At 38.4% G+C, this 11,414-nt stretch carries 11 protein-coding genes; 7 read left to right on the top strand and 4 right to left on the bottom strand.

Features of this window, described 5'->3' with window-relative positions; genetic code table 11:
• From AC220I_RS12130 to AC220I_RS12155, 6 genes are all read left to right on the top strand, one after another.
• A partial coding sequence (locus AC220I_RS12130) for a threonine/serine exporter family protein (RefSeq protein WP_486724101.1) occupies positions 1 to 442 on the top strand: 442 nt, incomplete at its 5' end.
• A gap of 37 nt (positions 443 to 479) precedes the next feature.
• A complete protein-coding gene (locus AC220I_RS12135) occupies positions 480 to 932 on the top strand; it encodes a threonine/serine exporter family protein (RefSeq protein WP_486724102.1) in 453 nt (150 codons plus the stop codon).
• Positions 933 to 1,015: 83 nt separating this feature from the next.
• Complete coding sequence (locus AC220I_RS12140) at positions 1,016 to 2,047, top strand: DUF4097 family beta strand repeat-containing protein (protein ID WP_486724103.1); 1,032 nt, start codon at positions 1,016 to 1,018, stop codon at positions 2,045 to 2,047.
• Between the two features lie 124 nt (positions 2,048 to 2,171).
• A complete protein-coding gene (locus tag AC220I_RS12145) occupies positions 2,172 to 2,489 on the top strand; it encodes a hypothetical protein (protein ID WP_486724104.1) in 318 nt (105 codons plus the stop codon).
• A 117-nt stretch (positions 2,490 to 2,606) separates the two neighbouring features.
• Entirely contained in the window at positions 2,607 to 3,380 is a 774-nt protein-coding gene (locus AC220I_RS12150) for a hypothetical protein (RefSeq protein WP_486724105.1), read from the top strand.
• Between the two features lie 11 nt (positions 3,381 to 3,391).
• The gene (locus AC220I_RS12155; protein ID WP_486724106.1) at positions 3,392 to 4,627 is read left to right on the top strand and encodes a D-alanyl-D-alanine carboxypeptidase family protein; all 1,236 of its coding nucleotides are present in this window, start codon (positions 3,392 to 3,394) and stop codon (positions 4,625 to 4,627) included.
• Positions 4,628 to 4,778: 151 nt separating this feature from the next.
• On the opposite strand, the gene AC220I_RS12160 is transcribed toward AC220I_RS12155, so the two are convergent.
• Both AC220I_RS12160 and AC220I_RS12165 read right to left on the bottom strand, forming a co-directional pair.
• Positions 4,779 to 5,201 carry a MaoC family dehydratase gene (locus AC220I_RS12160; protein WP_486724107.1) on the bottom strand — a complete coding sequence of 141 codons (423 nt, stop codon included), beginning with the start codon at positions 5,199 to 5,201 and terminating at the stop codon, positions 4,779 to 4,781.
• A gap of 136 nt (positions 5,202 to 5,337) precedes the next feature.
• Positions 5,338 to 6,060, bottom strand: a complete 723-nt coding sequence (locus AC220I_RS12165) for a beta-ketoacyl-ACP reductase (protein ID WP_486724108.1) — start codon at positions 6,058 to 6,060, stop codon at positions 5,338 to 5,340.
• Positions 6,061 to 6,236: 176 nt separating this feature from the next.
• On the opposite strand from AC220I_RS12165, the gene AC220I_RS12170 reads away from it, so the two are divergent.
• Positions 6,237 to 6,557, top strand: coding sequence for a hypothetical protein (locus AC220I_RS12170; protein WP_486724109.1), 321 nt, complete (start codon positions 6,237 to 6,239; stop codon positions 6,555 to 6,557).
• A 151-nt stretch (positions 6,558 to 6,708) separates the two neighbouring features.
• Here the strand turns inward: AC220I_RS12170 and AC220I_RS12175 are convergent, their stop codons facing one another.
• Both AC220I_RS12175 and ileS read right to left on the bottom strand, forming a co-directional pair.
• The gene (locus AC220I_RS12175; protein ID WP_486724110.1) at positions 6,709 to 8,046 is read right to left on the bottom strand and encodes a Sapep family Mn(2+)-dependent dipeptidase; all 1,338 of its coding nucleotides are present in this window, start codon (positions 8,044 to 8,046) and stop codon (positions 6,709 to 6,711) included.
• 155 nt (positions 8,047 to 8,201) lie between these two features.
• Positions 8,202 to 11,297, bottom strand: coding sequence for an isoleucine--tRNA ligase (gene ileS / locus AC220I_RS12180; protein WP_486724111.1), 3,096 nt, complete (start codon positions 11,295 to 11,297; stop codon positions 8,202 to 8,204).
• Between the last annotated feature and the right edge of the window lie 117 nt (positions 11,298 to 11,414).

Below are 11,414 nucleotides of genomic sequence, written 5' to 3' on the forward strand. Positions count from 1 at the left end.
CCCCACTTTTTCAAAGTGGACACGTTTTTTCTTTAGTGGCATGGCTGGTGGCTTTTTTATCTTTCTATTTAAGGGGTCATTTATAGAATTTTTACTTTCCTATGTGGCAAGCTCTTTCACTGTCCTCTGCTTTGATTCATTGTCCAATAAGCACCTTAACTTTTTTGTTAAAAACATCATCGGCGGTTTTTTCGCCTCTCTTTTTGGCATATTAAGTGTTACGATTATGGGTCGATTTGGTATTCATGCATCACTCAACATCGTAATTATCGGACCACTTATGACGCTTGTTCCTGGCGTTTCACTGACAAACGGCATTAGGGACTTGATTTCAGGCGAACTACTTGCAGGCAGCGCTAAAGTAATGGAAGCACTTTTTATTGCCATCGCTCTGGCATTTGGTGTGGGAATCATGCTTCAGCTCGGCATTAACTTCATCTAGAAATTAGAGCTTTATTATCGTAAAGAAAGGACTTCATATGTATATTATTATTCAAGGCATTTATGCCCTATTTTGTGTCATTGGCTTTTCCATCATTTTTAACCTACCAAGAAAATTACTGCCCTACGCTGGCATCACAGGCATGATTGGCTGGATGGTCTACGTTTCTCTCCAGAGCTTAACAGACAATTTCATATTACCTGCAGTTGTGGGCTCAATCACGGTCGGGTTAATGGGTGAAATCTTTGCGGCCCTAAAAAAACACCCCTCAACTATGTTTACCATTCCAGGTATTATCCCTTTTGTCCCTGGCTACGGCATCTACTATACCATGCTCTACATCGTTCAAAAGGATTTTGATCAAGCCATGACCACAGGCGCCCAATCTCTATTTGTTGCAATTTCCATTGCTTGCGGTATCGTCTTGGCAACCTCATTTATGCGTATGATCAGGCCTTCTTTGGATAAGTGGGTTGAACATGTCAAATAATATTAGGATTTTAATTTCATTTTAACTTAATATTAATGCTGATTTATTATACTCAACTTATAAAACTAAACGGAGGCAATAATATGAAATCTATCAAAGCAATCCTTCTCATTGGTCTTTTTGCATACATACTAAGCGGATGTACCTATTGGACGATGTCAAGCGACGAATCAAAACGACTTGAGTCCTCTAATGAGACCATAAAAAAGAATGAATACATTTATTCAGAAGACGTCAGTGCCTACAAGCAAATTCATTTAAAACTAAATATTGATGTTAGTGGTATCGTCATCAAAAAGGCATCCAATCATGATTTCACATTGACACAGCATGCCAATGTAAAAGAAATTTTCGTAATTCCAGAAACACATGTATCAGGTGATACTTTGGAATTGACCTTCAACTCACCTAAAAAGCAAAATATATTCAACAGCTTAAACAGTGACATCGTCATTGAACTACCTGAGGATATCCTCTACTCGATTGAGAGCACCGTTGATGTGGGCGAATTTAATATTTCTTCTTCTGATCTTGAGTTCACAGCCATTCAAGCAACCACTGATGTTGGTGATATTAGAGTAGAATTAAACTCAGCTCAACCCTCATTAAAGGCACTTGCTTTAAAAAGTGACGTTGGTAAAGTAAACCTTGACCTAAGCGGAAACTCTGACGTGTTAAGAGACATATCATTGATTTCAGATGTTGGCGATCTCAGTGCTGACATATCAGCAGATTTTCCTGCCTTAGAAAAGATGATCATCAGTGGCGATACGAGCAGAGTAAATTTAAAAATGGACGGTCAGTATGGTCATGCTTTTTCAATCGAGGCAAGTTCTGATATTGGAGAAGTTAACGTGGTCCTTAATGGCGATTATACCGAAGGTAGCAATATTAAATGCACCTCTTCCACTGGCGGTGTACAACTTAAAATAGATGATGAAATTGGTGTTAAGCTGGTTGCAAAGAAAAAGGAGTTCGTCTCTGACTTAAAACTCAGGAACATAAATTACACCATTCAGGATGAAATGTACTACCTAAATGACGCCAATGAAAGCAACTTCAAGATCGAAATTGAAGCTAAATCTGAAATCGGTGACATTGAAATCTCTAATTAAAAAATTTAAGTTAACAACTTTAAGTCCACTTTACATAAAAAGTGGACTTTTTTCCTTCAAACCTGCTAACTTCTATAAAAAATGGGTATCTTTTTAATAGAATGTGTAGAAAGGGGTGAAGCTTATGTTATCCATCTACTTACTCGGTGTTGTTATGATATTCAAAGGCATAGAAATTAGACTGCATTTATATCTTCCTGATAAAGATCGATTTTTAGCAGAATATAGACATGACTTCATCATATATGACGCAAATGCATTTTTGAAATTCTTGAGCTTGATCTATTTAATCTCTGGTACCATGTTTATTCTCGCTTTAACCTATTATAGTCTTGTACCAAATTTCTCAACCATGCTTGTCTCATATGGATTGTGCATTTACTTCATACAGCTCATCTTGACCAGTCTTGGTAAAAAATATTATAAAAAGAGATTTAGCTAAATTGTAATCCTATTGACACCATTTATATGATAAAATTATAAGAGGAACATATCCTATGATATGTTCCTTTTGCAGTGTTTTCGCAAATTATTTTTATACTTGGAAGGACGGACACAAATGAAATATTATATAAGAGGTTTACTCTCAGCAACCATAATAACCACCATGATTTTCACAGCAGGCTGTAAAAAAGTTGACGAAACGCCTGTACCACCTCAGGTTGAGACTCAGACAGAGTCGACTGAACCTACTACGACAGTTGTTGAAACTGAAACGGTTCAAGAAGAAGTTGCCCCACAAGAGGAAGCACCAGCAGAACTTGCAAACGACTACACCTATCAGCTTAAATCTGATTCTGTAAGTGAAGAAGGCATTTATACCATCGAATATCCTGTGATGACGGGTCTTGCAGGGGAATTAACTCAAGACTATATCAATCAATCTCTTAAAAATACAGCAATGTCAATGCTTTTACCGGATGTTAACGTTGAAAATCCACTTGTCGTTACTTATGAAGTCAAACGTCAGGACAAAAAATATATCAGTGTCCTCTATAAGGGGCTTTTAACATGGGAAAATGGTGCCATTGAAATATGGAACCCTATCACCATTGACATACCATCTAGCAATCTTGTTTTGACAGAAAATCTAATCAAAAGCGACTTGAAATCTCGAACAGCCTTCAATCAAATCTTTTCTGAAGCTGCACTTAATATGGGCTTTGAGTTTGAAGGTCCTCAAGAATGGATGGGGATGTACTTTACAGACAAGGATATCATTTTCTACTTCATGGAAAATGACTATTCAACAAATTATACACAGATTCAAATCCCCTTTACAGATATTGAAGATTACATCAATGCTGATTTTGGCATCCACCCAGCAAGTTAATAGGAGAAATTATGACCCTTATCAAATCTCGCCATTGTTCTGTCATTAAAAAAGGGCTTTCACTGCTTATCATATTATCTACATTCCTCACTGGGACTCTGACTTTTGCTGATACCTATGTAAAACCTGAGGATCTTGGCAGCACATATGACCTAACCCACTATTCAAAAGCATTTGTCCTGACAGATGTGGAAAATAACTATAACCTCTTTGCTTATAATATAACTCAGACACACGGTATAGCGAGCTTAACAAAGCTCATGACCCTATCCATTGTCTTGGATGAAATAGACGCAGGTCATCTGCACATGGATGATATGGTCATGATCAGTCCACATGCACTCTCACAGGATGGCAACGGTTTAAAACTCCATGTTGGTGACAGTGTCAGTGTGGATGACTTAATCCACGGCATGCTCATTTGTTCTTCAAATGATGCAGCTGTCGCCCTGGCTGAGCATATTTCTGGTTCTGAACCTGCTTTTGTTGAACGCATGAATCAAAAGGCCAAAGACCTCAACTTGAACTCTGTCAGCTTTATCAACGCATCGGGATTGACTGCATATGATGAGGATGACAATCCATTACCTGACCAAAATAAAATGAGCATCAAAGATCTCCTATTACTTTCTCAGCGACTTCTAGAAACGCATCCTGAGCTTTTAGAAATTACTGACACAGAAAGTTGGACCCTAGATTCGAAACAAGTCGTTAAAAAAAATACCAATGCCCTCCTTGAAACGATTCCAGAGGTTAACGGATTTAAAACCGGTTTTACCTACTATGCAGGCTATTGTCAAATAACAACAGCAAGTATCGATTTCGGAAAGGCCAATACAGATGTCATCGACGACTTAACCCACCAGTTCAATGCAGTTTCTCCTCAAAAGGACATGATTGCCATCGTCCTAGGTGCAAGCTCAAAGTATCGAAAGAATAACATTTCAAGTACCTTGATTCAATATGTAAAAAATGAGTGTAGCCTATATGGTCTCACAAACGAAAATACGCCCATATATTCAAATACCATTGCATTGCCACTTAATTATGGCTTATTTCCAAGCGAAACCGTCTCAATAGCCTATCCCTCTTCAAGCAATATCCAGTACTCAATTGTCTACAATCCATATTGGGCGCGGAGTCCACAGTTTACTTCACGTCTGCCGGTTGGCAAAATCGTATTCTACGATGATAATCAGTATTTGCTAAGTGTTGACTTAATAATAAAAGAATTGTCCCATTACTAAATGAGACAATTCTTTTTTTACTATATATCATTAAGCTCGTAAAGCTTAGAGCAAGCATTTTTAACTTGCAATAAACGGTTAGATACACCAAAACTTGGTTTTGGTCATAAATGATTTCTATATTTAGGTCATCGTCATTCCTTAAATGCAATTACTTCTTTACAGGCGGCATTACTGTCGCCTTTCCATCTAATACGATCTCTCCCTTTTGATTCGTACAAGTGGTTCTCAATACAATCCGATTTCTTTCGACATCCATTTCTACAACCTCTGCCTTTGCTTCAATGGTATCGCCAAATAATACAGGTTTTTTAAACTTTAACTCCTGGCCCAAATAAATTGTGCCTGGTCCTGGTAAATAACAGCCTAGTACGGTGGACACAAAAGATGCTGTGAGCATGCCATGGGCAATTCTCTCTTTAAATATGCCCTTACTCGCTTCCACAGTATTGATATGTGCCGGATTAAAGTCGCCACTAATCCCTGCGTATAAATAAACATCTACCTCTGTAATGGTTTTTTGAAAACATTCAAAATCTCCAATTTTTATTTCATCTATCGATCTGCCTTGCATAATAGCCTCCTATGACTGTAACTTTATTTTATAGTGTCACATTTTTAATGCATGCCATCATATTCAAACGCATTGTCAACAAAGATTGACACAATTGATCATTTTCCTGATAAAAGTGTAAACTAAAGCGAACACTTTATAATCTTAAGCCACCATTTACAGATAGAGTATGACCCGTAACAAAAGAGGATTCATCACTTGCTAAGAATAACACTGCATTTGCAATCTCTTCAGGTTCACCTAGGCGACCTAGCATGGTTTTTTGTCTGATAGGATCTAAAACTTTATCCGGTACAGTCTGCATCATTTCTGTATTGACATAGCCTGGGGCTACTGAGTTCACTCTAACAGCAGCGCCTTTTCTTGAAAACTCCTTGGCCCAAGTCTTGGCCATTCCAATAACACCTGCTTTAGTTGCCGCGTAATTCGTTTGACCTACATTCCCGTACTCGCCAACGACAGATGCAATGTTGATAATTGAACCTTTACCATTTTCCATCATAAAAGGTGCCACAGCCTGAGTGAGGTTGAAAACGCCCTTTAAGTTGACATCTATGACGATATCCCACATGTCTTCAGTCATTTTATTGATTAAGGCATCCTTTGTAATTCCAGCATTGTTAACAAGAACATCTATGTGTCCATGTTTCTTTACAGTATCCTCAACAAACTGTTGGATTTCTGTACGATTTGTTACATTGAGCGCTACATCTTCAACATTTACTCTACTTTCAGTCGGCAATTTCATATCTGCTGAAATTACCCTAGCACCCTCTCTTACAAAGGCTTCACAGATTGATTTTCCAATCCCATTAGCGCCACCTGTTACAATTGCAACTTTACCTTCTAATCTTTTCATTATTTTTCTCCTTTCAAATGATGACCAAATCACTTTGTCTTATTATTAAGCAAGCTTCATGCCAATTTTCTACAAACTGCCTAAGACCATCTTTCTTTCTCACCCCGCTCAATCTTGAATTGTTTTTTTTTGCGAAATTGGGTATACTATAAAAAAAAGATGGAGGTAATCAGCTTATGAGTTCTATTGCTAAAGCAGAGGCTTTAATTCAATACTTTAAAGATTCCAAAAAAGAAATGGTAGAAATATATGTTGATGGTCTTGGATGGCTCATCATTTTAAAGGAAAATATTGAAATTGTGTCTGACAACTGGTTTGCATCGACAAAATATAATTCATCAACAGCAGAAATCATCAATGCTGAGGCATCATTAATTCGTTTGACTAACGTCTATCGTTTAAACTCATCATTCGTTGAAAACGCAAACAACGTTAAGTACAACTTGATGTTTGATGAAATTTGCATTTATGCAGACAAGGTTTCTGCCTTTTTCTAGTTGAACTTTAAAACTCTGAAAATTTAAAGTTTGGCGTTTCATATTTCATTTAAAAATTTGTATCATTTAAAACATTAAAAAAAGGTCTAAACAATCGATTAACTTCAATTGTCTAGACCTTTATTTTTTTAGGACAACTACATAAAGACATTTAATCTTCAAGCAATGCCTTTATGGCTTTGGCATAGATTTGAGCTGCTTTGATCAGGAACTCTAAATCAATATATTCATCGATTTGGTGCTCTACTTTGGCCTGTCCTGGGAAAGTAGCACCAAATGCCACACAGTTCTTCATGGCTCTAGCATATGTTGCGCCTCCTGTTGAAAGTGGCGTACCGTCGAGACCTGTTTCTTCTACATAAACTGCAGTGAGTTTCGAAACCAAGGGGTCCTTTTTATCGATAAAGACCGGGGCTAAATAATCAAACTCATCATAGGCTAAACCATATTTTTCGGCAACGCGTTTTATGGCGTTTACCACATATTTCTTGCTTATTGAAACCGGTATTCTAATATCTATGCCAATGACCTCTCCAAATTTCGAAAAGTCAATTTGACCGACATTCATGGTCAGTTTCCCTGAATCTTCATCCTTACAATCCCCAAATATGAGTTCACCATAGTTGGTGAGACCGATTTTCTCAGATAAAAAATCTATCCCTGGAGACTTAATGCCTAGCTCTGTTAAGGCAAGTGATAATCTTGTAATCGCATTAATGCCCAAATTAGGTTTTGCAGCATGGGCACTTCTGCCAATAACCACAATTTCTTGACCATCATTTTCAAAATCAAAGCCGTTTCGCTTCAGAATTTTCTCGAGTCTCGAATCCTCCCACTTAATCTGTGCAGACTCAGGAACTGCGTTAAGTGCATTGCCAGCTTTAACAGTCACAGGTGATGGTGCTTGAGATTTTAGCTTAATTTGGAGCAGACCCTTCTCTGCATAAATCACTGGAAAAGAAGAATCCGGTGTAAAGCCGAATTGAGGCACTTCTTGCTCTCTCATATAACGGCAAATGCCCCGCCATTGGTTTTCTTCATCAGTGCCAAAGATTACCCTTATGCGTTTATTAAAGCCAACGCCAAGGTCCATAAGGGCTTTTATGGCATACATTGCCGCAACAATTGGCCCTTTGTCATCTTGTGCACCTCGCCCATAAAGCTTATTGTCTTTAACATGACCTTCAAATGGTGGATATGTCCAGTTCGAAGCCTCTCCAGCAGGTACGACATCCAAATGACCCAAAATGCCGATAAGGGCTTCACCTTCTCCTACTTCTGCATAGCCATAATAGCCACTTGGGTCATAGTAGGTCCTGAAGCCGAGATTTTCTGCTATTTCAAGTGCACATTTTAGAGCATCATCTATTTCTTTTCCAAATGGTTTACCCATTTGAGTTTCTTCTATGACACTAGGGATTTTTATAAGCTTTACGATATCCTGAACCATCTGTGTTTTTAGTGCTAAGACTGCTTGATTAACTTTCATGGTGATCCCTCCCTTTTTTATATATATGAACTCATTTATCAAAGTCTAATCATATTTTTTTATGATGACATAAAATAGGTATACTAAAAACGACCCTTAAAAGCACATAATACTTTTAAAGGTCGTTATTTTTAAGGCTTCTACAAAATTAATCCCTAAACTCTTTCAACGAAAAGATCAACATCATGGCCATTTAAATTGTGAGATTCGTATGCCTTATCAGCATCCTTAACAATTTCAACGCCTAGTGTTTCTGACATGATGTAGTCTTTATGTGAGCTGATACCAGCTTCAAATTCATCGTCGCATCTATAGTAGATTTTGATGTTATCCATCATTTCAAAATCATTTGATTTTCTCATCTGTTGAATTCTTGAGATCATTTCACGTGCATAGCCTTCACCAATGAGTTCATCGTTGAGGTTTGTATTCAAGATGATGAAAATATTGTTTTCCATCTTAACAGTAAAGCCCTCTTTAGCTGAAATATTGATGAGAACGTGTTCACTTGTCAATGTGAATGGCGAGCCACCCACCTCGATATCAAATGACTCTCCGCCTTCAAGTCTCATGGCATACTCTTGTGGATCAAAGGCTGAAAGCGCTTTAGAGAATGCCCCCATATCTTTACCCAAGATTGGTCCAAGAACCTTGAAATTCGGTTTTAACTGGAAGTTCATATATTCAGGAAGATCTGAAGTAAAGACAACTTCCTTCACGTTGAGTTCTTCCATGATCAGTGGCACAAGGTCACCGATTAACGGCTCATGCTTGCCATCCACCACGACGTTTTGGATTGGCTGACGCACTTTAATCTTAACAGACTCTCTTGCTGCACGACCAAGTGTTACAAGGTCTCTGACAAGGTCCATTCTGTCTTCGATTCTCTTGTCGATCATAGTCTCATCCGCTTCAGGATAATGACTTACATGGATAGAAACCTCACCTGTTAAGTTTCTATAGATTTCTTCAGTCAAGAATGGCGCAAAAGGTGCCGCTAATTGACATACAGCAACAAGGACTTCATAAGTTGTGTTGTAAACAGATTGCTTATCAAGAGAAAGCTCTGAATCCCAGAAACGTCTTCTCGAACGTCTGATGTACCAGTTTGATAAGTCTTCACTTACGAACTCTTGAATTCTTCTAACTGCCTTAGTAAGGTCAAACACGCTGAAATCATTGTTGACTTCTTTTGTAAGTGTGTTGAGTTTTGATAAGATCCATTGGTCAAGCTCTGGTCTATCCTTAGGCGATACGTTGAACTTGCTTACATCGATGCCATCTGTGTTGGCATATAGTGTAAAGAAGTTATAAACGTTTTTAAGGGTCCCAAAGAACTTAGAGTTAACCTCAGCAAGACCTTCTTCATCAAATTTAGTCGGTACCCAAGCTGGTGAAACATAGAATAAGTACCATCTTACAACATCGGCTCCATATTGATCAAGAAGCTTGAAGGCATCAACGGTATTGCCCTTAGATTTAGACATTTTTTTACCGTGCTTGTCGAGGATTAAATCGTTAACAAGAACGTTCTTATATGGTGAAACGCCCATAACATAAGTACTGATTGCGATTAAGGAATAGAACCAGCCTCTTGTTTGGTCAATACCTTCACAGATAAAATCCGCTGGGTAAAGTTCATCAAAATTCTCTTTGTTTTCAAATGGGTAGTGATGTTGTGCGAAAGGCATAGCCCCACTGTCAAACCAACAGTCGATAACGTCTGGCACTCTAGTCATAACGCCATTACATTTTTCACATGTCAAATGAACATCGTCCACATAAGGTCTGTGAAGTTCGATTGATTCATCAATATCTTCAATTGCTCTTTCAGCAAGTTCTTTTCTTGAACCAACACTTGTTAAATGACCACAGTCACATTTCCAAATGTTAAGCGGTGTTCCCCAGTAACGGCTTCTTGAAATCGCCCAGTCGTTGAGGTTTTCAAGCCAGTTGCCAAAGCGCTTTTCACCAACATAGTCTGGATACCAGTTAACCGTATTGTTGTTTGCGATTAATTGGTCCTTGAGTTTTGTCATTTCGATATACCAGCTTGGTTTAGCATAGTATAGAAGTGGCGTTTTACATCTCCAGCAATGTGGATAGTTGTGCTCCATACGCTGTCTCTTATAGAGGATGTTGTTTTCACCTAACCATTTAACGATTTCAGGGTCAGCATCCATTACGAAAGTGCCTTCCCATGGCGTCATGGTGTATTTACCTTCTTCATTTACAGGTTGAAGCACTGGTAAATCATAACGAACACCTGTATTGTAGTCATCTTCACCAAATGCTGGTGCGGTATGAACAATACCTGTACCATCTTCCACTGTAACGTAATCTGCACATGTTACAAAGAAAGCTTTCTTGTCTGCAGGTACGAAAGGCATTAATTGGTCATACTCAATATATTCAAGGTCCTTACCCTTCATTTCTTCAAGCACTTCGTATTCGCCTTCTAAAACAGATGGTGCAAGGTTTTTCTCTACATAGTAAACTTCGCCGTTATTTCTGACTTTTACATAAGTCTCATTGGCATTTACTGTAAGTGCAACGTTTGATGCAAGCGTCCAAGGTGTTGTTGTCCAAACGAGGAAGTACTCGTCCTTGTCTTTGAGCTTGAATTTTACGTAAACTGTAACCGTTTTGATTTCTTGGTAGCCTTGTGCAACCTCATGTGATGCAAGACCTGTACCACATCTTGGGCAGTAAGGTAAGATCTTGTGACCTTCATAGATGTAATCATCCTTGAAGAACTTGTCAAGAATCCACCATTCTGTTTCGATGTAATCGTTTTCAAGTGTGATATATGGATTGTCAAGATCGATCAAATAAGCCATTTTTTTAGTCATTTCTCGCCATGCATCTTCGTATTCAAAGACAGATGAACGACATTGGTGGTTGAAGTTTTCAATCCCGTAAGCCTCAATTGCCGACTTGTCATTAAGATTTAATCGCTTTTCCACTTCGATTTCTACCGGTAAGCCGTGAGTATCCCATCCTGCCTTACGTTTTACCTGGTAGCCTTGCATGGTTTTATAACGGCAAACTGAGTCCTTGAGCGCACGTGCTAATACGTGGTGAATACCCGGTCTACCATTTGCAGTCGGAGGCCCTTCAAAAAAGATAAAAGGTTTTTCGCCCTGTCTGCTGTCAACGCTTAACTTAAGTAAATCAATTTCTTCCCAGTAGCTTCTAACCTTGCCTTCTGCCTCAGCTACCACATTCTTGTCGAGCTCTTTATAAGCCATTTTCCATCATCCTTCCTTATCTTAACTTATTACATTAATCCTAAATAATTACAACATTTGAGCTGACGGGTACAACATGCCTCATCACAGCTTTCGGCTCAAATTTTGTTGTATACA

The sequence above is a fragment of the Fusibacter sp. genome, from assembly GCF_057447755.1.

What these genes read in the sequence shown, in the direction of transcription:
- AC220I_RS12135 (WP_486724102.1), top strand. Translation starts at nt 480, where the DNA reads ATGTATATTATTATTCAAGGCATTTATGCCCTATTTTGTGTCATTGGC.
- AC220I_RS12140 (WP_486724103.1), top strand. Translation starts at nt 1,016, where the DNA reads ATGAAATCTATCAAAGCAATCCTTCTCATTGGTCTTTTTGCATACATA.
- AC220I_RS12145 (WP_486724104.1), top strand. Translation starts at nt 2,172, where the DNA reads ATGTTATCCATCTACTTACTCGGTGTTGTTATGATATTCAAAGGCATA.
- AC220I_RS12150 (WP_486724105.1), top strand. Translation starts at nt 2,607, where the DNA reads ATGAAATATTATATAAGAGGTTTACTCTCAGCAACCATAATAACCACC.
- AC220I_RS12155 (WP_486724106.1), top strand. Translation starts at nt 3,392, where the DNA reads ATGACCCTTATCAAATCTCGCCATTGTTCTGTCATTAAAAAAGGGCTT.
- AC220I_RS12160 (WP_486724107.1), bottom strand. Translation starts at nt 5,201, where the DNA reads ATGCAAGGCAGATCGATAGATGAAATAAAAATTGGAGATTTTGAATGT.
- AC220I_RS12165 (WP_486724108.1), bottom strand. Translation starts at nt 6,060, where the DNA reads ATGAAAAGATTAGAAGGTAAAGTTGCAATTGTAACAGGTGGCGCTAAT.
- AC220I_RS12170 (WP_486724109.1), top strand. Translation starts at nt 6,237, where the DNA reads ATGAGTTCTATTGCTAAAGCAGAGGCTTTAATTCAATACTTTAAAGAT.
- AC220I_RS12175 (WP_486724110.1), bottom strand. Translation starts at nt 8,046, where the DNA reads ATGAAAGTTAATCAAGCAGTCTTAGCACTAAAAACACAGATGGTTCAG.
- ileS (WP_486724111.1), bottom strand. Translation starts at nt 11,297, where the DNA reads ATGGCTTATAAAGAGCTCGACAAGAATGTGGTAGCTGAGGCAGAAGGC.